The 22540-nt window shown below is 42.4% G+C and carries 18 protein-coding genes and 2 tRNA genes; 13 read left to right on the forward strand and 7 right to left on the reverse strand.

The genetic code is table 11. The features are described from left to right. Positions 1–64 precede the first annotated feature (64 nt). The 3 genes from VK179_00540 to VK179_00550 are packed head-to-tail and all read left to right on the forward strand — an operon-like array spanning position 65 to position 3928. The gene (locus VK179_00540) at positions 65–346 is read left to right on the forward strand and encodes a hypothetical protein (GenBank protein ID HLO57206.1); all 282 of its coding nucleotides are present in this window, start codon (positions 65–67) and stop codon (positions 344–346) included. After that, on the forward strand, positions 343–2658 hold the full coding sequence (locus VK179_00545) for an ATP-binding protein (GenBank protein HLO57207.1): 2316 nt from the start codon (positions 343–345) through the stop codon (positions 2656–2658). The genes VK179_00540 and VK179_00545 overlap by 4 nt, the downstream gene beginning before the upstream one ends. Before the next feature lie 25 nt (positions 2659–2683). After that, positions 2684–3928: a DnaJ domain-containing protein gene (locus tag VK179_00550; GenBank protein ID HLO57208.1), complete on the forward strand. Its 1245-nt coding sequence runs from the start codon at positions 2684–2686 to the stop codon at positions 3926–3928. A 3-nt stretch (positions 3929–3931) separates the two neighbouring features. Here the strand turns inward: VK179_00550 and VK179_00555 are convergent, their stop codons facing one another. Further along, positions 3932–5830: a glycoside hydrolase family 127 protein gene (locus VK179_00555; protein ID HLO57209.1), complete on the reverse strand. Its 1899-nt coding sequence runs from the start codon at positions 5828–5830 to the stop codon at positions 3932–3934. A 74-nt stretch (positions 5831–5904) separates the two neighbouring features. Here VK179_00555 and VK179_00560 point away from each other — a divergent pair, with 74 nt between their 5' ends. Next, positions 5905–6678, forward strand: a complete 774-nt coding sequence (locus VK179_00560; GenBank protein HLO57210.1) for an NIPSNAP family protein — start codon at positions 5905–5907, stop codon at positions 6676–6678. Positions 6679–7043: 365 nt separating this feature from the next. Here the strand turns inward: VK179_00560 and aat are convergent, their stop codons facing one another. The 3 genes from aat to VK179_00575 all read right to left on the reverse strand — a co-directional run bounded on the left by aat (position 7044) and on the right by VK179_00575 (position 8039). Continuing rightward, positions 7044–7727: a leucyl/phenylalanyl-tRNA--protein transferase gene (aat, locus tag VK179_00565; protein HLO57211.1), complete on the reverse strand. Its 684-nt coding sequence runs from the start codon at positions 7725–7727 to the stop codon at positions 7044–7046. A gap of 59 nt (positions 7728–7786) precedes the next feature. Further along, positions 7787–7872, reverse strand: a tRNA-Leu gene (locus VK179_00570). Positions 7873–7952: 80 nt separating this feature from the next. Next, a tRNA-Leu gene (locus tag VK179_00575) sits at positions 7953–8039 on the reverse strand. Between the two features lie 273 nt (positions 8040–8312). Here VK179_00575 and VK179_00580 point away from each other — a divergent pair. From VK179_00580 to VK179_00600, 5 genes are all read left to right on the forward strand, one after another. Next, the gene (locus VK179_00580) at positions 8313–10568 is read left to right on the forward strand and encodes a DUF5916 domain-containing protein (protein ID HLO57212.1); all 2256 of its coding nucleotides are present in this window, start codon (positions 8313–8315) and stop codon (positions 10566–10568) included. A gap of 222 nt (positions 10569–10790) precedes the next feature. Continuing rightward, positions 10791–11972: a glycosidase gene (locus VK179_00585; GenBank protein ID HLO57213.1), complete on the forward strand. Its 1182-nt coding sequence runs from the start codon at positions 10791–10793 to the stop codon at positions 11970–11972. A gap of 3 nt (positions 11973–11975) precedes the next feature. Then, positions 11976–13169 carry an AGE family epimerase/isomerase gene (locus VK179_00590; GenBank protein ID HLO57214.1) on the forward strand — a complete coding sequence of 398 codons (1194 nt, stop codon included), beginning with the start codon at positions 11976–11978 and terminating at the stop codon, positions 13167–13169. A gap of 147 nt (positions 13170–13316) precedes the next feature. After that, positions 13317–13775, forward strand: a complete 459-nt coding sequence (locus VK179_00595; GenBank protein HLO57215.1) for a methionine-R-sulfoxide reductase — start codon at positions 13317–13319, stop codon at positions 13773–13775. Between the two features lie 125 nt (positions 13776–13900). Then, positions 13901–14356 (forward strand): YgaP-like transmembrane domain, encoded by a 456-nt coding sequence (locus VK179_00600; GenBank protein ID HLO57216.1) that lies wholly within the window; start codon positions 13901–13903, stop codon positions 14354–14356. Positions 14357–14359: 3 nt separating this feature from the next. On the opposite strand, the gene VK179_00605 is transcribed toward VK179_00600, so the two are convergent. From VK179_00605 to VK179_00615, 3 genes are read right to left on the reverse strand one after another with little or no spacing between them, the layout of a single operon-like run. After that, positions 14360–15427, reverse strand: a complete 1068-nt coding sequence (locus VK179_00605) for a WG repeat-containing protein (protein ID HLO57217.1) — start codon at positions 15425–15427, stop codon at positions 14360–14362. A 57-nt stretch (positions 15428–15484) separates the two neighbouring features. Continuing rightward, positions 15485–17377: a hypothetical protein gene (locus VK179_00610; protein ID HLO57218.1), complete on the reverse strand. Its 1893-nt coding sequence runs from the start codon at positions 17375–17377 to the stop codon at positions 15485–15487. 10 nt (positions 17378–17387) lie between these two features. Continuing rightward, positions 17388–18398: a GntR family transcriptional regulator gene (locus tag VK179_00615; protein ID HLO57219.1), complete on the reverse strand. Its 1011-nt coding sequence runs from the start codon at positions 18396–18398 to the stop codon at positions 17388–17390. A 93-nt stretch (positions 18399–18491) separates the two neighbouring features. Between VK179_00615 and VK179_00620 the strand changes: the two genes are divergently transcribed. The 4 genes from VK179_00620 to VK179_00635 are packed head-to-tail and all read left to right on the forward strand — an operon-like array spanning position 18492 to position 22531. Continuing rightward, complete coding sequence (locus tag VK179_00620) at positions 18492–19493, forward strand: GRP family sugar transporter (protein HLO57220.1); 1002 nt, start codon at positions 18492–18494, stop codon at positions 19491–19493. Between the two features lie 10 nt (positions 19494–19503). Further along, complete coding sequence (locus tag VK179_00625; protein ID HLO57221.1) at positions 19504–20892, forward strand: glycoside hydrolase family 140 protein; 1389 nt, start codon at positions 19504–19506, stop codon at positions 20890–20892. Beyond that, positions 20892–21704: a TIM barrel protein gene (locus VK179_00630; GenBank protein ID HLO57222.1), complete on the forward strand. Its 813-nt coding sequence runs from the start codon at positions 20892–20894 to the stop codon at positions 21702–21704. Before VK179_00625 ends, VK179_00630 begins: the two co-directional genes overlap by 1 nt. Next, positions 21701–22531 (forward strand): phosphogluconate dehydrogenase C-terminal domain-containing protein, encoded by an 831-nt coding sequence (locus VK179_00635; protein HLO57223.1) that lies wholly within the window; start codon positions 21701–21703, stop codon positions 22529–22531. The genes VK179_00630 and VK179_00635 overlap by 4 nt, the downstream gene beginning before the upstream one ends. Positions 22532–22540 lie beyond the last annotated feature (9 nt).

Raw genomic sequence — 22540 nt, forward strand, 5'->3', positions numbered from 1 at the left:
AATAAGTATAATTTATTTAAAAGATTTTTATCTTTAAAGAGGATTTAATCCCAAGACTGAAATCATGTTAAATGAAAATGAAGTAGTAATGCTGATTCTTGGAATTGGCGTACTTTTTCTGATCATTATGAATTTAGATCATATAAGGAAAATCAATTCATGGGTTTTCCTTATTGCATCGTATTGTTTTCTCCTCACCGCTTGGGTATTCACTGTTCTTGAAGGCTTTTTCCTTGAAAATCTGCTTAACTTTTCCGAACATATTTCTTATGCTGTAAGTTCTGTTCTTCTTCTGATCTGGTGTCACAAAGCTACTCAAAAGAAAAAACAGGAGGCTAAAGCATGAACGGAATTGCCGGACTTGACATCTTCAGTTTTTCAATCCTTTTCATGGGACTTTTGTTCCTGTTTTTCAGATCTGCAACGCCTACCCGTGACATCCGGTTTCTTCTTGGCCTCTTAATTACAGATACACTGGCTTATGTTTTTTTCATGATACTGGAATGGCTTAACATTACTCACCAGCTTGAATCGGTTGAAAATCTTGTCGGCGCTTCTGTTCCGATGATGTGGGCTTTCTTTATTTATTCTATTATTCAGAACGGTATTACTAAGGACCTGGCTATAAACCGTGAAAATCTGAGGATTACGCTCAACTCAATAGGTGATGCGGTGATTGCAACAGACGTTAAAGGCAGGATCACTCAACTGAATCCCGCTGCAGAATCACTTCTCAGCTTAAAAGTAAGCGATTGCCTGGGGAAGAGAACAGAAGAGTTATTCACCTTCATTGAAATTTCAACACGAAAAAAAATAAGCAATCCGATTGAGAGAGTGCTGGAATCAGGAAAACTGATCAAAATCGGACTGAATACCGTTCTCCAGACAAAATCGAATAAGGAGTTTTATATTTCGGACAGCGCCGCTCCCATTTATAATGATCATAATGAAATCTGCGGGGTTGTGCTTGTATTCAGCGACATGACGGAACGTTTCAGGCAGGAAGAAAAAATACGCCAGCATGAGGAGCGGTTCAAACTGGCCATTGGAGCATCAAAAGCCGCATTGTGGGATTGGTTCTTTGATACAGGCAAAGTGGTATATGATGACCGTTGGGCTGAAATAATCGGATATACTCTGCAAGAACTTGAACCTCTCACAATGGATACCTGGCGTAAACGTGTGCATCCGGGTGATCTCATTAACCTTGAGGAACTCATTGAAGCACATTCACGCGGAACAATTGATTTTATTGAACATGAGAGCCGGCTGAAACATAAGAACGGTGAATGGATATGGGTGATAGCCCGCGGGAGAATAGTTCAGCGGGATAAACAGAATAACCCGTTGCGAATGACAGGCACATTGATCGATATCTCACGGCAAAAGAAAAATGAAGATGATCTGAAGGCTCAGATTGAACAAAACCGGATGCTTAACCAGGAATATGCTCAAAAAAACAAAGAACTTATTGAAAGCATTGATCATATAAGGAAAATAAATGCAGAACTTGTTGAAGCCAGGATGAACGCAGAAGAAAGCTATAAACTCAAATCTGCTTTCCTGGCCAATATGAGCCATGAAATCCGCACTCCGATGAATGGAATCATCGGGTTTTCAGAACTCCTTAATGATTCAAAAATTCCCGAGGATAAACGGATTAATTACGCCGGAATAGTAATTGACAGCAGCAAACAACTGTTGAACATAGTTAATGATATCCTTGATTTCTCACGGATGGAAACTGGTAAGATTTCCCTGTCCTTTGAAGAAGTTGTGGTGAATGATATGATGAACATATTATATGCCTTTTTTGAGCCACAGGCAAAGGCAAAATCATTGAAACTTACAGCTTACAAACCTCTGAGCAATGATAAAAGCGTTATTATAACCGATAAAACGCGTTTAAGACAGATTCTTACAAACCTCCTGAACAATGCAATCAAGTTCACAGATCAAGGCAGTGTTGAATTCGGTTATAAGAAAAGCAGGACTGAAATTGAATTCTTTGTGGAAGATACCGGAATAGGCATTTCCCCGGAACTACATGAAAAAATATTCGAACCGTTCAGGCAGGCTGAACTGGAAATAAGCAACCAGTTTGGAGGAACAGGATTGGGATTGAGCATTTCAAGAAAACTTACAGAGTACCTGGATGGAAAGATATGGCTGGATTCGAAACCCGGTGCAGGTTCAACATTTCATTTTACATTGCCTTTAAAACCGGATAAATCAGGTGATACAAAAATCAGAAGTGAAAAAAGATTGCCAAATAAAAAAATGTATAATATGTTAGTTCTTGTTGTGGAAGATGATGATGTCAACTACCTGTTTCTTGAAACCATCCTGTCAAAAAGCCAGATCAAAACAATCCGGGCAGCCAACGGATTGGAAGCTGTCGAACTCTGTCGTCAGAATCAGGATATAAACCTTGTTCTGATGGATATCAAGCTCCCTTTCTTAAACGGATACGACGCGACCCGTCAGATTAAGGAGTTCCGACCGCAACTGCCCATTATTGCCCAGACAGCCTACGCGATGCATGAGGACAGAAAAAAAGCCATGGATGCAGGTTGCAATGGATATATTTCAAAACCCATCATTGCAACTGAATTGTTTAATCTTATTGACACCTACGGGAAGAAAATGTCATCCTGAAGGGGAGACATATGATTAAACCGGTATGAAAGATTACTATCAGATCCTGCGTGTAAGACCTGATGCTTCAATCGATGAAATCAAACAGTCATACCGGTTGCTTGCCAAAGAATACCATCCCGATGTAAACAAATCACCCGACGCCCAGGAAAAATTCTGTGAAATCACCGAGGCTTATGATTACCTGATCAATCATGTAAAACGGCCTGTTTTTACAAGAACATATGAATCATACCCTCATGCGCCTCAAAATAACGAGGCCTATGAGAAATTCGTGAATGAAGCCCGTGAACGCGCCAGACGACAGGCAAGGATGCGTTATGAAAAATTCAAAAAACAGCATGAAGCCTTCCAGGAGAGCGGAATAAATGATATAGCCCTCTTGTTCACTATGTTTATGAGGCTATTCAGTCTTTTTCTGTTTATTTTCCTATGTTTTACACCCATTGTGCTGGCTTTTGCCATACACTGGAGTGGTATCCTTGTTTTATTCCTTACCTGGCCGTTTGCCTTCGGTATTGGCTGGTATTATCATGACAACCGCAAAAACTATTTCAAACCCGGTGAATTTTACTATTCCTTCAGCCGGATCATGAACAAGATAAAGAGTACCCATCCCTCTGCGGAAAAATGTTTTTACTGTCCGGGTAAAACTGCTAATTCGTCACCTTACAAGCTTGAATTACTTAAGTTGCAGGATATTAAACTGAATAAAGACAGCAATATTCTCAGAAGTGCTAACTATGTAACCAGGAGTATCAGTATTTTTGTTCCCCGGTCACAAAAAGCCCTGGTCATTCATACCCTGACGGTTCTTATAAAAGTGCTTTGTATAACAGGTTGTTTAGTTTTTCTGAATTTTCCAAGCCTTGTATGGCGACTGATTGCCGGATTTGCAGGAGCAGCTTTTCTATCCGGGATACTACTGACAGCTTTCAGTACCAGGTCGAATATAAGCTATCTTTATAATACCGGCTTTTTTATCAGAATTTCCATTTGGCTTACAGCCATCTGTTTGGCTTCCAGGTTCAATATCGATCCGCTGAGAATTTATACTACCGATGCAATCCATTTCATCATTGCAGTTATACTGATGTGTGATTGCCTGGTTATGCAGCTGATCAATGTTGTATTGGGCAAATCAGCATCCTATCCGGTTTCATATCAGCCCCCTGAAATCATTCAGAAATTCAATGAAGGATACAGGGCATACAACGATATACCCCTGATATCTATCATGTACCCAGTTTTTAAGTGGATCTTCGGCTAAAAGTCATTGCTTAAACCATACCATCATTTTCTGCGGACCCCTGTTAGCCCATGCATAGTAAGGAATGGCCGTGAATTCATTTGTTTTGATTTCTGAAATACCGGATAAAACGCCGGGAACAAATTCGGGTTTCATGTTCTGTGAAGAAATGATTTCCGGTATTTTTCCATCCGGGTAATCAGCGCTTTCGGCACAATATACAAGCGGACCTCTTTCAATTGCCACTCTGCCTGCATCCGCAATAACCTGCGAATTAGCCCTGACATACCTGACAGGCATCGGCAGGGTAAGTGAAAGCACATCACCGGTTTTCCAGCGCCGGGCTACTATGGCGTAACCTTTTTGAATCACGTATTTTACCGGGCTCCCATTCACAGTAAGTTCAATTTTTGATGAATCGGGAGAAGTGAATTCATATAAATTACCGGGTACGGGTTGATTCCTGGCCCAGCCGGGAATTCTTAAAGCCAGTTCGAGTTTTTCACTTTCTTCAGGTGAAATTTCAAAATCTACTTTGCCATCCCATGGATAGGAAGTTTTTTGCTCAATATTCACGGTGTTTCCATCGAGTTCGATTTCGGCATTGCTTCCTATGAAAAGATTCACATAAATCCTGTCAGTTGTATGTGCATATACATAGCCGGGAACGGACGGTATAAAGCGGCAAAGATTACTGGGACAGCAAGCACAGCCAAACCATTCGCTGCGTTCATACTTTCCATCCGATTCAAGAGGATTGGGATAAAAGAAATGATCTCCGCTCAGTGAAATACCGGAAATAAGTCCGTTGTAAAGCACCCTCTCAAGGACATCATAATAAGAAGACTCACCTTTAAGTAAGAACATTCTTGAATTCCAGTACACCTCGCCTATTGAAGCACAAGTTTCATTATAAGCCGTGAGATTGGGTAATTCATAGGCCGGACCGAAACCTTCGTGACCTGCTTCTGCACCGATTCCGCCAGTGATATAGAATTTTGTCGAAATCAGATCGCTCCATATTTTATCCAGTGCTTTAACATACGAGGAATCTCCTGTCATGGCAGCCACATCAGCCATACCTGAATACATGTACATGGCCCTAACGGCATGACCAACTGCCTTCGTCTGCTCTGTAACCTTAATATGATCCTGGCTGTATTCGGTTCCTTTTCCTCTTATATCAAGAAAATACTTTGCCAGGTCGAGATATTCCTTTTTCCCGGTGACACGGTACATTTTAACCAGTCCCATTTCAACTACCTGGTGACCAGGTTCATAAGCAAGCTTTCCCGGTCCGAAATCCTTAACCAGCAGGTCAGCACTTTTAATGGCTATATCAAGAAGAGTTCTTTTACCGGTAGCCTGGTAATGCGCAACAGCTGCCTCATAAAGGTGTCCGAGATTATATAATTCATGGCTGCCCGTAGGATCACCTTCCCATCTTTTCTTACCTGCCCACGGATGAAGATGAGTAGAATCAATTGTGCGGTTTGTATACAAATAGCCGTCCGGTTCCTGCGCTTTGCCGATATAATAAATCAGGGTATCGATTCTTGCTTCCAAAAGGGAGTCCGGGAATGTTTGAAGAGAATAACTGGCACCTTCGATAATTTTATAGATATCCGAATCATCAAAAGGAAACTGCGTGCAAAAGTTACCCTGGCGGATACGGGCTGCAAACAGGAAATTATTCACCCTGCCGGTTTTATAGCACTGGTCGAGGGCAATGGGAATAGTCACCTCATGATTGATCTTCAACCGGGGAGCCCAGAATTGGTCATTAACCTGCACCGAAGTAAAGGGAACCGGAATGATAGGATAGTCTTTCTTAGCGGTTTGCTTTTCTTTGTTACATCCTATGGTTAAGCTCACACTGAAAAGTATGGCAAACAATAATGATCCTGAAAATAGTGCTTTCATATAGAAATAAATTAGGCCGGTTAATCCCATAAAATTAATAAATTTGAAATGCAACAGTCATTTCAAATTAAATTATGAAAAGAAGATCATTTATTAAAAGTTCGGCTTTGTTAGCCGGAAGTGCCGCAGTCACTATTCCTGCAACAGCTGCCATGAATGCCGGTATAAATCAAAAATGCATTTACGAGTGGAGAGTTTACCATCTCTCACGCACCGGAAATGCAAAAGGCCAATTGATGGACTTCTTTAAAGAAGCTCTGATCCCCTTTCTGAATAAGAGGAATTGTTCCTTAGCGGCTTTTAATGATTACAGTCTTGAGGAGCCGGCTAAACTTTACGTGTTAATCTCCTACCCTGATTCAAAAGCATATTTTGATTTTCGTGCGGAGATGATGACGGACAATGATTTTCTTGTTGCTTCAAAAAAGTATAACAGCTTACCGGCATCCGGAGCCTTGTATAACCGGTATGAAACCTTCGTGCTGGAGGCATTCGACAGGTATCCGAATGTTGTTTTTCAAAATGACAAAAAGGGATTGTTTGAACTGAGGCTTTATGAAAGTGCCAGTGAAGATGCCGGAAGAAGAAAAATTAAAATGTTCAATTCCGAGGAAATCGACCTGTTTCTGAAGGTGGGATTAGATCCTGTATTTTTTGGAAAAATAATTGGGGGCCAGTACATGCCGGCTTTGCTGTATATGGTAGGATTTAAGGATATGGCCGACCGTGATGCAACCTGGGGCGTTTTTGGAGGTCATCCCGATTGGAAAGCCATGAGCAGCAAACCGGAATATGCCGACACGGTGAGCAATATCCAGAGGATTTTTCTGACGCTGGAGATAGTTTGAACAGCCTCGTCATTGCGAGTAATCAAACCTATTTTTAAAGATCACCCTGTGATATGACAACATATTTACACAGAGATTCACAGAGGCACCACAGAGATTCACAGAGAAAAAATCTGTTTTCTCCGTGGTTCTCTGTGTCTGCTCTGTGGTTCTCTGTGTAATAATGGTGAGGAAAACAAGTCGTCATTAGTAGGAGCGTGAATTAAATCTGATTATAGTACTATGTTTATCGCGACGAAGCAATCTGCCAGCACAGGTAGGACATCACAAGGAGTACAGCCACTATTCTGTCTGTCTTTGTAAGGCTTTACCTGTTCGGGCAGATTGCTTCGTCTCAAATACTTTCAACTATAATCAAAGTTCGGTTACGCTCCTCGCAATGACGATATGTTCCAATTATTTGCAATCGTCTCAAACTTCAGCGCTTCTTTAAGCAATTTGAGAAACAGGTGCCGGGGAATATCCTCGGCGCCTAATGATTTAAGATGCGATGTGGATTGCTGTGCATCGATAAAATGGAATTCATGGCTCAGACACCATTGCGTGAGGGCATAAAGGGCAAACTTTGAAGCATCCCGTTTCAGGTAAAACATCGATTCACCAAAAAAGGCCCTCCCCAATGAAACACCGTAAAGCCCACCTGCCAGTTCATCATTATGCCAGGTTTCGAATGAGTGAGCCAATCCCTTTTTATGTAAATTGATATAGGCCTGTTTCATTTCTTTTGTAATCCAGGTACCGTCCTGGCCTTTTCTTGGTGCCTTTTCACAATGCTCAATCACTGAAGCAAAATCAGAATCAATTCTCACAGTAAAACCTGAATTTTTAATCGACTGCCGCAGACTGTCAGTCAGTATAAATTTAGAAGGAAACAATACCATCCGGGGATCGGGTGACCACCAAAGGATGGGTGAGTTTTCAGTGAACCACGGGAAAATTCCTTGTGAATAGGCCGTAATAAGCGATTCCTGGCTTAAATCGCCTCCCACAGCCAGCAAACCATCGTGATCAGCGGTGGCCGGATCCGGAAACTGGTAAGTAAAGGGCATAAAGCAAAGATAGGAAAGAGAATAAAAAAATCCGGATCCTTTTTCGGATCCGGATTTTGTGCCCAGGACAAGACTCGAACTTGCACGCCCGGTAAAAGGCGCCAGCCCCTCAAGCTGGTGTGTCTACCAATTCCACCACCTGGGCAAATCGGGTTTCAAAAATGCAAAATAAAACTCTAAATCTAAAATCGTAAATCGTAAATCGTAAATCGTAAATCAATTTACTGGTGCCTGGAACAGGACTCGAACCTGCACATCCTTGCGAATACTAGTCCCTGAAACTAGCGCGTCTACCAATTCCGCCATCCAGGCATTCCCTCAAAACGGGATGCAAATATATAAATTTCTATTAATAATTGACAAATTTTAAACAAAACTGAAAGATCATAAAAAAGACCGGGCATTCCCGGTCTTTGGATACAAAGGGTTGTATTGCATGAACGCTCAAATCGTGAGCAATATCTTGATTTTATTATTGTCTTACTCTATATACGAACTTTTCGTCGCCGGGGTTCGGGTTTATGACGACGAAATTTATTACCTGAACTTACTTTTAATACATTTGGCGCACATAATCAAATCGATATGATCCTTTTCAACAGGTGCCTTTTCATCATTTTTCTTACAGTTTTAATTGCAATTAATTTTCCGGGATCATCATCAGCTCAAGAAACGGTTATTCCCCGTCTGAATGAAAAAATAGTATTTGATGGCTATATGAATGAAGCAGTGTGGAACGATTTGCCACCGCTTACATTTGTAATGCATACACCCGTTTTTGGTAAGGAACCGACTGAAAAATCTGACGTCAGAATAGGATACGACAATGAATGCCTGTATGTCGGCGCCCGGCTGTTTGATGACTCCCCTTCTGAAATCATGATGACGTCCAGGAAAAGAGATGAAATTTCTGCAGGAAACGACTGGTTCCAGGTAATATTCGACTCATTCAACGACAAAGAAAACGGTGTGGTATTTGCCACTAACCCCTTGGGATTGAGAACGGATTATACCATTTTAAAAGACGGAATTGCTGATATGCCGGAGCTTCCGTTTAACGTTAACTGGAATACATTCTGGGATGTGAAGACACATGTGGACGACAAAGGATGGTCGCTTGAAATGCGAATTCCCCTTTCCAGCTTACGGTACAAAGACATCAACGGGACCGTTACAATGGGCCTTATTTGTGTGCGATCGGTGCCGAGGCTGAATGAAACTTATATTTCTCCTGCAATACCTCCTAACTGGGGTCGCTTTAGCTTTATGCGCGTTTCACAGGCCCGGGAGGTTAAATTTAAAGATATCCGGTCAAAGAAACCTTTCTACATTGCGCCCTATGTAATAGGAGGGTACCAAAAGCAAAACCTGTTGAATCAAGCTGAAACCGCTTACTACCAGGACAATGATCCCAAAATCAGCGGTGGCCTTGATCTGAAATACGGTCTTACAAATAATCTCACACTTGATGTTACCCTGAACACCGATTTTGCCCAGGTAGAATCGGATGATCAGAGGGTTAACCTTACCCGTTTTGATCTGTTCTATCCTGAAAAAAGAAGTTTTTTCCAGGAACGGTCGAGCATTTTTGCATTTGACTTCGAACAGGGAAACAGCCTGTTTTATAGTCGCCGCATTGGTTTATCCGAAGATGAACCTTTACCGTTGTACGGTGGTGTCAGGCTCACCGGTATGATGAATAAGTGGGACGTTGGAATCCTGGATATGCAGACAAGGGAATTCAATTCATATAAGGATTCATCGCATAATCTGCCTTCAGAAAATTTTGGAATTATCCGTATGCGACGCAACGTCATCAATAAAAACAGTTATGTAGGAGCCATTATGAGTTCAAGGGCCGGTATTGACGGTTCTTACAATGTCAGTTACGGTGCCGATGCCATTTTGAAATTTTTTAAGGATGACTATCTGAATATTAAAATTGCCCAGGTAGTAACTGATTCACTTCATTACAACCTGTTCTCGGTAAATCCTACTGCTATATACGCGAACTGGAAACGTTTCAGGAATGAAGGACTGGGTTACAATTTTTCTTACGGCAGGTATGGAAAAGATTATGACCCCGGTTCAGGTTTTCATATGCATGATAATTACAGTTATTATAATGGCTCTTTACGATACGGATGGTTGTGCAAAGAAGCATCCGCCCTTCAAAGCGACGGTTTCCAGGTAACTTTGATGAATTACCAGTCAAATCTCACCGGAAAAACCGAGTCTTCAATTTTAAGTGCAGGATATTACTTCAATATGAAATCAGGCATGTTTTCTTACCAGGGAATTAACCGGCAGTTTGAAAGCGTAACCGATTCGTTTGAGTTTTCTGATAAAGCCTGTATACCGCCGGGAAATTACAATTTCTGGATGCTTGAAATGCACAGCATGACCGCTTCAGTGAAGCCGTTTTATATAGGCATGGATCTGTTTGCAGGTTCATTTTATGACGGAAACCGATTTTCGGTTATGCTTGCACCCTCATGGAATGTAAGTGCGTCTGTTCAATTAAAGGCAGAATATGAATACAACCGGCTGAGGTTTAGTACAAGGGGACAGAAATTTGAAGGTAATGTAGGCAGACTGAGAGCTTTGTGGATGATGTCAACCAAATTATCCTTCAGTTCGTTCATTCAGTACAGCAATGCCGACCATTATACTGGTGTAAACCTCCGGTTCCGGTATAATCCACGTGAAGGAGTGGATTTATATGTTGTTTACAACGAAGGAAGAAATTCAGATCTGAACCGTGAAGTGCCCCATCTCCCGGCATTAAGCGACAGGACGTTCATGGTGAAGTTTACCTACACGATACTGGCGAGGAAGTAGTCTGTTAGTCTATAGTCTGTTAGTCTGTAGTCTGATCACTCAGGATATTATTTTGAAGAATCTCTTAGGCCTTAAAACCTTATTACTAAAATGCTCACCAAACACCGATCAACGAACACTGATTTACGATTTAAGAAGTTTTACTAACGGACTAACAGACCAACAGACTAAAAAACTTTTTCCCTATATTTGATTCGGATCAAGAAACCAAAATATTTACCTATGAACACTGAATATAAAGAACGGCTGAAACTGCTTGAAGAATCATACAAATCGCTCATTACCAAAAAGAACAGGAAGGTACTTCCGGGCAACGGAATTTTTGACCGGTATGAGAACCCGGTATTGACCGGTGATCATGCTCCTCTCTTCTGGAGGTATGATCTGAATCCTGAGACCAATCCGTTCCTTATGGAGCGATTTGGCATACATGCTGCATTCAATGCAGGCGCCATGAAATTCAGAGGAAAATACCTGCTCATAGCCAGGGTTGAAGGAAACGACCGTAAATCGTTTTTTGCAGTAGCTGAAAGTCCGAATGGCATCGATAACTTCACTTTCTGGGATTACCCTGTTAAGCTTCCACAGGTGGAAAATCCTGAGACAAACGTGTATGATATGCGACTCACAGCCCACCAGGATGGCTGGATATATGGTATATTCTGCGCGGAGCATAAAGACCCCCAGGCAGCCGACGGTGACCTGTCGTCAGCCGTTGCAAAGGCCGGCATAGTCAGGTCCAAAGACCTCATTAACTGGGAAAGGCTTCCAGATCTTGTTTCAAAGAGCCAGCAACGGAATGTGGTTCTTCATCCTGAATTTGTAAATGGCAAATATGCCCTTTATACAAGGCCGCAGGATGGATTTATCGATGCAGGAAAAGGCGGAGGAATAGGCTGGGCCCTGATTGATGATATGACACATGCCGTGGTTAAAGAAGAAAAGATTATCAATCACCGGTATTACCACACGATAAAGGAAGTTAAAAATGGTGAAGGTCCCCACCCCATTAAAACACCAAAAGGATGGCTTCATCTTGCCCATGGGGTAAGGGGTTGCGCTGCAGGCTTACGCTATGTCCTTTATATGTATATGACTTCCCTTAACGATCCGTCTGAAATGATCGCCGAACCTGCAGGTTTCCTTATGGCTCCTGAAGGCGAAGAGCGTGTGGGTGATGTATCCAACGTGTTGTTTACGAACGGATGGATTACAGAAGAGGATGGTACTGTCTTTCTTTACTACGCCTCCTCTGATACCCGCATGCATGTTGCCACATCCACAGTTGACAGGCTTGTTGATTATTGCCTTAACACGGCACCTGACGGTTACCTTTCAGCCACTTCGGTAGATACTTTATCGGCTTTGATCAGCAAAAACCTGCAATACCTCGGAAAGAAATAAATAATGAATTCAGAATTATTAACAAACCTTGGTACCCGGGCAAATGGAGAACTAACCGAAAATATTCTCCCTTTCTGGATAAATAAAGCCATCGATAAAATCAACGGTGGCTTTTACGGCCAGATCGATGGTTATGGAAAAGTTATACCTCAGGCCGATAAAGGAGGCATCCTGAATGCAAGGATTTTATGGACTTTTTCGGCAGCCTATAACCTGCTGGAAGATGACCTGTATCTGGATACGGCCCGTATGAGCCTTGACTACGTTCTTAACCATTTCTTTGACAACGAAAATGGCGGAACATTCTGGAAAATCACATTTGATGGCAAACCGTCGGATACCAAGAAACAGATATACTCGCAGGCTTTTTTCATTTACGCTCTTTCTGAATTTTATAAAGCAAGCAACGATAGAACAAGTCTTGAAAAGGCCATTACTCTCTTCCGGTTAATCGAAGAAAAGAGTTTTGACAGGGAAAAGAACGGCTATTTTGAGGCATATAGCCGCGAATGGAGTCTTCTTGAAGACCTTCGCCTGAGTCTTAAAGATGCCAATGAAAAGAAGACAACGAATACACATCTTCACATTCTTGAAGCTTACACCAACCTTTACCAGGTATGGAAGAATGAAGACCTTGAAAAACAATTACGAAACCTGGTGAACCTTTTTCTTGACCGCATAATTGATCCTGTTTCCCGTCATATGCTTTTGTTTTTCGATGAGAACTGGAATTCACGTTCTTCGCTTGTTTCATACGGACATGATATTGAAGCATCATGGCTCATTTATGAAGGGGCAAGAGTATTGGGCGACAAGACCCTGGTTGAAAAAGCAAGGTCCCTGTGCGTTGAACTCGGAATTGCATCACTTGAGGGATTTCAGCCTGACGGAAGCATGATCTACGAGAAAGATGATGATAAAGGCATTCATGATACCGACCGTCACTGGTGGCCGCAGGCGGAAACCGTTGTCGGCCTTCTCAACCTTCATTCGCTTACGGGTGATTCTTCCTATGCCGAGAAGGCCGTTTCATGCTGGAACTATATTGAGAAGTACATAATCGACAGGCAGAACGGAGAATGGTACTGGAGCATAAAGAATGGAAAGCCTAATTTGGCAGAGGACAAGGCAGGCTTCTGGAAATGCCCTTATCACAATGCCCGTGCATGTATTGAAGTAATAAAGAGAACATACTGACTTCTATTTCCCTTATTTCTTAACGCTTTTTAACCTGATTTCTTAACACCTTTTAACCTTATTTCTTAACACCTTTTAACCTGATTACTTAACCACTCTTTTGAACCACTTTGGTTTTCGATCGTTTTACCTGTAATACATTTCATCATGAAAGCAATAGGTGTTATAATACTGCTGCTGCTTGTATTTACAGGCGGTTGTGCACAGCAGGCTGAAAAAAACGATACTATGGAACAATCAACTTTAAAATTCAAAAAGCTCACACCCGAGGAGGAGCGGGTGATTGTATACAAGGGCACTGAAAGGCCTTTTACGGGTAAGTATGATGAATTCTTTAAACCCGGAACCTATGTATGTAAAAGGTGCGGTGCCGAGTTATACAAATCGGACGACAAATTTGATTCCGGTTGCGGGTGGCCGAGCTTTGATGACGCTATTCCCGGTGCCGTGAAACAGATCCCTGATCCCGACGGTATGCGAACAGAGATAATTTGTGCCAAATGCAATGCACACCTGGGACATGTTTTCACCGGAGAAAGGCTTACAGCAAAAAATACCCGTTATTGCGTGAATTCTATTTCGATGGAGTTTATTCCGAAGAAGTAGTATCCAACCTGTCAGCGTCCGGAGGACCTGACAGCGTTGTTTAATTGTTTGAGGTTTGATGTTTGAAGAATCCAACCTGTCAGCGTTCAGAGAACCTGACAGCGTTGTATAATGGAAGTAACGTTATGGAAATAAATGTAGAAAATGTCGGAAACCGTGTTCGGGAGAATACATCTGATAAGAAAAACGAGAAGATCGATCAGAAAATTCTGGATCACATTCGTCAGTATAAAGGTTCAAGCCGGGAGGAAATCGATGCCCGTATAGAAAAACTAAGGAAAGAATGGGATATTGAAAAAGCCCTGGAAGTGAATGCATCTGCAGTGATCATGGCGGGACTTCTTATGGGAACCCTTGGCAGAAAAAGATGGTACCTGCTTTCCGGTGTTGTATCGGTTTTTCTTCTTCAACATGGCATCCAGGGCTGGTGTCCGCCGGCAAGCCTGTTACGTTCGCTTGGAGTGAGAACCCGCCGGGAAATTGATGAAGAGATTTACGCCCTGAAGGAATTACGTGGCGATTTTAATCATGTTTCCGCGGATTCCTCAGCTGTTGAGATTCTGGCCAGTTTCAGGAAATAATTTTTACGGTTTCAATACTACAACATCCTTTGCCATCCTGAATTTGGGTTCGATCAACCAGTTTCCGGTGGTATCGATAATACCCCATAATTCATCTTCCGTGTTGTTGGTTTGTATACTTACAGCAGCATAGCCATTTTTAAAATCCCGGGCATTAACAAACCGGGGTTTGATGACCCATTCCCCCTTGCTGTTCAAGAAGCCCCATTTTCCGTCTTTTCTTCCCTTAGACAGTCCATCATGGAAGTCATCCATAATTTCCGACATCCCGAAATCGATCATTTCACCTTTTAAACTGATATAGTACCATTTTTCATTAAACATGACCCTGGCCAGGCCACTCACAGGATCCATATTTTTTACTGCCGTATAAAACGGGTTAATAACCCATTCCGCTGATTTATTTATATATCCGATCATTCCTTCAATATTTTTAGCCCATGCAATACCACCGAAAAAGTAACCGACCTGCTGGAATTCAGGTTTTATTGCAATCCTTCCGGTTGTATCTATAAAACCTTCTTTCCCGTTCTTAAATTTGGCCGGCGCCATACCTTCCTGGAAGGGTTTCATTTCAACGATTTCTTCATCTAATAGCGTTTCCCGGCCTGTACGCGCATTTATTACACTGAAGCGGTCCTTTAACACACCAATTCCATAACCCTTTTCGAATTCCAGGAGGGTTTTCCATTTCATAGGAACAATTACCTTACCGGTGGTATCCATGGCACCCCATCTGTTCGCCATCCTCATTACCAGGTAGCCACCGGTGAATTGACCCGGATAATAACTCAGATAATCCTTCACATCAAAATCGGTAACCTCAGTTTCTATTTCACGGCCGAAACGGTTGATAATCCGGTATTGCTTCCTTGCCGATGAATAAACAACTGCAACACCATCTTCAGAAAAGGGCTCACAATAAAGATATTTCGCGTCATAAACTTTTCCATTGGCATCAGAATAACCCCAGAATTTGGAGTCGACAGGCTTGACAAGAATGCGGATATCCTGGGCAAAAGTAACGGCAAATGCGATTGATAAAAAATAACCTGTGAGCAGATATTTCATTGTAGTAAAGATTTGCAGAATGCAAAGTAAGTTTTTTTAAAATGAATGATACCGGTTTCACTCAGTAAACTGCAATATCCTTGTTTCATAGGGTAGAAGCCTGATTATCCTTCGACTGACAGCGTGAGTATCTCTAATGGTTCCGTAATTGAACTTAACCGAATTGATTCGTCTGACGGTTATAAGCTTATTGAATCGGTTAAGATTAATACTTTGTGGGACAGTTGTAAAATTAGCAAGAAAGATAAGCCCGTGATCCTCATTTTTCAGAATAAAACCATCGACCACCAAAGGCTTACTGCTTAATGATTTGACAATTTTATAGCTTTCACCAATTAACCGGAATATATGGTATACAGGGAAAATTGTGTATTCTTCAGCCGGGAATAACCCGGTTTGTAAAGACCTTTTTCCCATTAAAATGCCACGCTCCCCAATGGTTTCATAGTAAGTAACCGATTCTATTCCTGATTCAAGAACTGATTTCAAACTACCGACAGTCCAGGCTGCAGCGAAAAGCGACATTTGCCTAACGTCGACCTGATCAGGCATATGATCGGTGTTATACGGGAGCTCATAATTGATCATATTGGCATTGAAGCGCCTTTTCAACGTTACCGGTGAAACATGGATCTTCTTTCCTCCGGTAACAGCAAAAGCCGAATTAATGGCATCACGCTGCGCTGTCATGTTTTCAAATAACGTACTGTCATCATTGGCATGCTCCTGAGGGTGTATCGCGAACGACAGAAAATCGAGTGATCCCGATGATGGTGTCATACGGTTCAATTCGGCAAAATTGCAATTTGTGCCCGCGCCAACCCGGATTCCGGGGAAATATTTTTTAACTTCAGGCAGGATGCTTTTTACTATATCAGGCGGTGTCGATTTATGATCGCGTGAAAACAATAATATTGAAGATAAATCAACCGGAGTTTCTTTATAAATTGACAAGAATTTATCCCATTCGCCCCTGCAATTATCTCCGAAAACAAGGCATAAGACAACAGGTAACTGGAGCTGAACAGCCTCATTTAAAATTCTTCTATACCGCAAACTCCAGTTATTTTCAAAAAGGAGGATCTCCCCCCTGAGATGACGGAAACCTGTCCTTTTCAACAATTCAGCTTCCCGTGCAGTCATCTCAAACACAGCAGAAGAAACACAGGTACCAAGGGAAGGCATAGGTAAATCCGGACCGTTTAAGGGAAAGAAATTAATGATCTCAGAACCGCAAGATGAATTTGATTTTCCGTCAATCTTTATAGTAACTGACTGGCTAACCTTTGTGTTCTTTTTAAGCAATACGGGGAAAGGAATTTCAAGCGGTGTACTATAAGTTTTATAGGAAGCATCCGTCCAGTTTCTCTGGTCTTCAGTCTCAAACAGGTCGCCTTTGAATTGCAGGGTTACCTTATTGCTCCTGTCATAGTTCCATGACATTCCTGATATGTTTTTAAACGGCTGATGCGGAGCTATTTTTTCGGGAAACATGCGTTTTTCAGTCGTTCCGTCCGGATGGGCAATAATGCATTCCTTTCCGCGGCATGTTTCGGGTGGATGTAATAGGCAGATGCCAATCCGGTTCTTTAGAAAATCAGTTTGTGCAGAACCCTTCATCTCATATGAAAGAATGTTTTGTGATGTGCCGGTTATGCGGATTTCAGACAAAAACTCTATTTCGTTTTTTGAATACTGCACTGATAATTGAATGACAAATTCTTTGCCGGAAATGCTTATATTTTCGGTGAGGATTTTTTGCGGAACATTCAGCCAAGCGTGATCCCTGACGGCCACATAAATCATTCGTATGACTTCATAACCGTTAATTGAAATATTGCGAAGTGTACCTTCTGAATATTCAACAGTTAAATTTCCCGCCCTCAATGTTTTGTATTTTGGGAAAGGGCAATCGGAACCATGTAACTTTTGTAAGGTGGTGTAAGGCATTTTCTTAAAATCATAGCGATTTTCTCCTGATGAAACGGCATGGATTGAAAAGCTTCTCCCTGCTGCCGGTCAGAATCATTTCAGCCGCAGTATTGCCCATAGCCTCAAAATCGGTAGAAATTACAGAGATACCTCCCTCCAGTATTTCCCGCATGGGAGAATCATCATAGGCAATTAATCCAATATCTTTCCCAATTTTCAGTTTCTGATTTTTAGCCTCCTTAATGATATAAATAAGGTCACTGTCGGGAAAAACAAGGAAGCAATCCCCTGTTTTAAAATCCTGGTCCTTTATGGAAGCAATTACCTCGCCGTTGTGTGCGGAATCATGTACAAACTTTTCAAAACCCGCTATCAGTCCCGAAGGTACAAACTGAAAACGGTTGGCTGATTTGCAGAATACAAGTCGCTTATATTTTTTCAGAACGGGCTCTGCATCAGTAAGAGCCTTGTAGATATCCTCCCTGAAATTCTGGCAGATGCTGGCATACTTTCCTTTCAGTTGTGGAACCGTCTTATCGATGATCAGAAGCTTTTCCCTTGGAATTTTATCAAGAACAGGTGAAACATCATGGTTAAAATGAGGCATAATAACGTAATAGTTGTACTTGCCGACCGATTCTTCAATCATTGACCTGAACCTCTCATCATCGTAATGATGAAAAAAAACCTGGACTGCTGCATCAGCGCCGATCCGGTTGTGAAAAGCATCGTAAAGTACTTCCTTATAGGAGCTGATGCGGTCGAACAGGACAAAAATGTTAAGCTTTCGGGTTATTTTTGTATTAAGCACGTAGTAGCCCTTGCCTCTTTTGGAACCCAGGATACCGCTCCGGCATAAATCATCATAAGCCCTGAGGACAGTGCCAGGGGATATACTGAACTCCCGGCACAGTTGATTTATTGAAGGAAGTCTTTCATCCATCCGTAATACACCTTTTTCTATGGCCAGGGTTATGCTTTCCCTAAGCTGTTCATAGATGGGAGTAATATCGTCAGTATGAATTGTTATGAAATTCATTTTTTGTACAAAAATATAAAATAGATTTTTATATTTGTATTGAATAAGTATGAATAAGTATATATAAGTATAAATAAGTTTACCTTCACTATTATGATTCTTGTACAAAATTACACGCTTGCCGTCTTATTATGTGTACTGGCCATGATTTGCTGGGGATCGTGGCAAAACACACAAAACCTCACAGGAAAAGGATGGCGCTTTGAATTGTATTATTGGGATTTTATCCTTGGCATATTTATTTTTTCATTAATCATGGCTTTTACATTCGGCAGTCTTGGTCATGAAGGCAGGCCGTTCCTTGCAGACCTGCGACAGGCTTCGCCCGGCTATTTGATCAGTGCAGCCTTAGGAGGGGCAATATGGAACCTTGGAACGCTATTGCTTATTGCTGCTATATCCATTGCCGGCATGTCAGTCGCATTTCCTATTGGCGGCGGGATTGGCTGGATACTGGGTATTGTGATCAACTACATAGGTATGCCCGAAGGCAATCCTGTCCTCCTTTTCGGAGGATCTGCCATTATCATCCTGGCCATTATTTTCAGCATGATTTCCTACAGGCGTTTGGCTAATGCCCAGCATAAAGCGCCCTTAAAGGGAATCCTTCTTTCGTTTGCTGCAGGATTAATGATTGCCTTCTTTTACAGGTTTGTTGCCTCTTCACTTGACACAACCTTTACTGCAGAAAACTCAGGTAAAATAACATCTTACACGGCTGTCGTTATTTTTTCAATCGGCGCCATTATTTCAACAGTTATTTTCAACCCTTTGTTTATGCGCTACCCTATCCAGGGTGATAGAGTAAGTATTGCGGATTATCTCAAGGGTAATTACCGAACGCACTTTTTTGGAATGCTTGGAGGAGCCATATGGTGCCTTGGAAATTCGGTGAGTTTCATGGCAGTGAATTCGGCCAGTCCTGCCATTTCATACGGACTCAGCAATTCTGCACCGGTGGTTGCAGCTATATGGGGTATTTTTGTATGGAAAGAATTCCGTGAGGCCCCAACCGGCACATCCAGACTGCTTACTATGATGTTCATCTGCTATCTTATTGGTCTTTCCTTAATAGTATATTCACGAATCGGGTAAAACACAATCTATGAAAGCTTTTCCTGTTTTAGTTTTAATTTTTATCCTTACCGGGTCGCTCTCTGGCCAGATAAAACCTATTGAAGGTCCCTCGGTTGACCTGACGCATGGTAAGCTTGTGGTATCACAAAACCACCGCTTTCTTCAATTCACAGACGGCACACCTTTCTTTTATTTAGGAGATACGGGTTGGGAGTTTTTTCACAGACTGAATTACAAGGAGGCTGAAAAATATCTTGAAAACCGCAGGATGAAGGGATTTACAGTAATCCAGGCAGTCATACTGGCAGAACTTGATGGATTGAACACTCCCAACCGAAATGGAGACAGGCCTTTAATTGACAATGATCCGTTAAAACCCAATGAAAGGTATTTCTTATATGTAGACAGCCTCATCAGGCTTGCTGCTTCAAAAGGAATTTTTATAGGGTTATTGCCAACCTGGGGTGACAAGATCGACAGGGCATGGGGAAAGGGTCCGGTTATCTTCAATACTCAAAACGCTTATTCCTATGGACAATATCTCGGCAACCGGTATAAAGATTTCCCGAATATTATATGGATCAACGGAGGAGACCGTCCGGGCGGTAAAAGCGCAGATGGCAAATCCGATAATTTCCCGGTTTGGGACGCGCTGGGAAAAGGAATAAAATCAGTAGACCACAATCACCTGATGACTTTTCATCCTATGGGTGAAAGCAGTTCATCCAACTGGTTTCATAACTGCGACTGGCTTGATTTCAATATGACACAGACAGGTCACGGGCAACGGAGTTATGCCATCTATCATATGATAAAGGATGATTATAACCGGAAGCCCATAAAGCCCTGTATGGATGGTGAACCCAGGTATGAAGATCACCCCATTAACTGGCAACCCGATTCCCTGGGTTGGTTCAACGAAATGCATGTCAGGCAGGCAGCATACTGGAACCTGTTTACCGGGGCTCATGGTCATACTTACGGCTGCCACCCCATATGGCAAATGGCAGCTCCCGGAAGGGATTTCGTAGGCTATGCAAGGCATTACTGGTACGATGTGCTTGATTTGCCCGGTTCATGGCAAATGCTGAATGTCAGGAGACTTATTGAATCAAGGCCTATGCTGAACCGCGTCCCTTTCCAGGAAATTGTAATCAATCCCGGTGATGAGTATGGATATATTGTGGCCACTAAAGGAGACGGCTATATAATGGTCTACACTCCGCTGGGTAATGAAATTCAGCTGAACGGGAACCTGTTACCGGCTAATGAATATAAAGTCAGCTGGTATGATCCACGGTCAGGCAAGACAGCAAAAGGAACAAATGTTAAGAAAAGTGCGGTTCTCAAATTTGAAGCTCCTTCAAGGGGACCCGGATTCGACTGGATTCTGATACTTGATGCCGCAGCAAAATAATGAAATTAGGGATCAGCACATATACGTATACCTGGGCATTCGGAATACCGGGACAGCAGCCGGAGGTTCATATGGATCCTTTCGGCCTGATTGATAAAGCTGCGGATTTTGGGATCGACTGTGTGCAGATTGCTGACAACTTTGACCTATCTGCACTTGATTCCGCACGATTATCGGTCCTTGCATCTTATGCAGCAAAGAAAAACATCGAAATTGAAGCCGGATCGAGGGGATTGACCGAAGAAAACCTGGACCGGTGCATTGATGTGGCAAAAAAACTGTCATCTCCCATTTTACGAATGGTCATTGATCAGAAGGATTATAAACCCGCACCGGATACTGTTATTTCAATTATCAGAAATGCAGCATCCAAACTGGCCTCACAAAAAATCACACTTGTCCTTGAAAACCACGACAGGCTGCCCTCCATTGTATTCAGGGAAATTATTGAGAAATCAGGAACTGAATTTGCTGCGATCTGCCTTGATTGTGTAAACTCAATGGGAATCGGGGAAGGATTGCAGACTGTGATCGAAAACCTTGCCCCGCTTACCGTTAATCTTCACGTTAAGGATTTCTCGGTGAAAAGGTTATCCCATATGATGGGCTTCTTAATTGAAGGTAAACCGGCAGGACAAGGTTTCCTTGAGTTGCCCCTGATCCTGGAAAAATTGAATGCATACGGCAAATGCCGGAGCGCCATCCTTGAACTATGGACCCCGCCTGCAACGCAGGTTGAAGAAACCCTGAAACGTGAGGAGGAATGGGCAACTGAAAGTATAGTTTACCTGAAAAAAATAATGAAGCCATGAATACAAAAATCACTCTTGTCGGAGCCGGAGGCAAAATGGGAATGCGGCTTTCCCGGAACCTTAAAGATTCGGAATACAAAATGTTTTACCTCGAGGTAAGCCAGGCCGGGATCGACCGTCTGAAGGAAATCGGGCTGGCCGTTTCCGATGAAAAGGAAGTTGTCAGCCAGTCGGATGTGGTTATACTGGCCGTTCCTGATACTGCACTGGCTAAGATTTCATCGGTTATCATTCCGCAAATGAAGCCCGGCTCGCTGGTTATGACCCTTGATCCGGCGGTTGCCCGGGCCGGAAGGCTATATCTGAGGAAGGATGTGGCCTATTTTATAGCACATCCTGCACATCCTTCGGTATTCAACTGGGAACCGACACCGGAAGCTCAAAAGGATTTTTTCGGCGGTACACTTGCCAAACAGGCCATTGTTTGTGCGTTAATGCAGGGAGAGGATAAGGATTACCTCCTTGGCGAAAACATTTCGAAAAAAATGTACAGTCCGGTTTACCAGGCATTTAAAATAACCATGGAACAAATGGCTTTGCTTGAGCCGGCTCTTGTGGAGACACTTTCTTCCTCGTGCCTTGACCTGGTTAGAGAAGGAATGGAAGAGATTATTAAAAGAGGGGTTCCGGCTGATGCAGCCCGGGCTTTTTTACTGGGCCATATAAATATTCAGCTTGCCGTGCTCTTTAAAGAACTTCCGAACGCTGTATTTTCAGATGCAGCAAATAAAGCACTTGAGAGAGGGCGCCGCATTCTTTTCAAGGAAGACTGGAAAAAAATCTTTGAGCCCGAGAATGTATTACAACAGGTGATTGATATAACCTAATTATCAAAA

Source organism: Bacteroidales bacterium (genome assembly GCA_035299085.1).
Taxonomy (GTDB): domain Bacteria; phylum Bacteroidota; class Bacteroidia; order Bacteroidales; family UBA10428; genus UBA5072.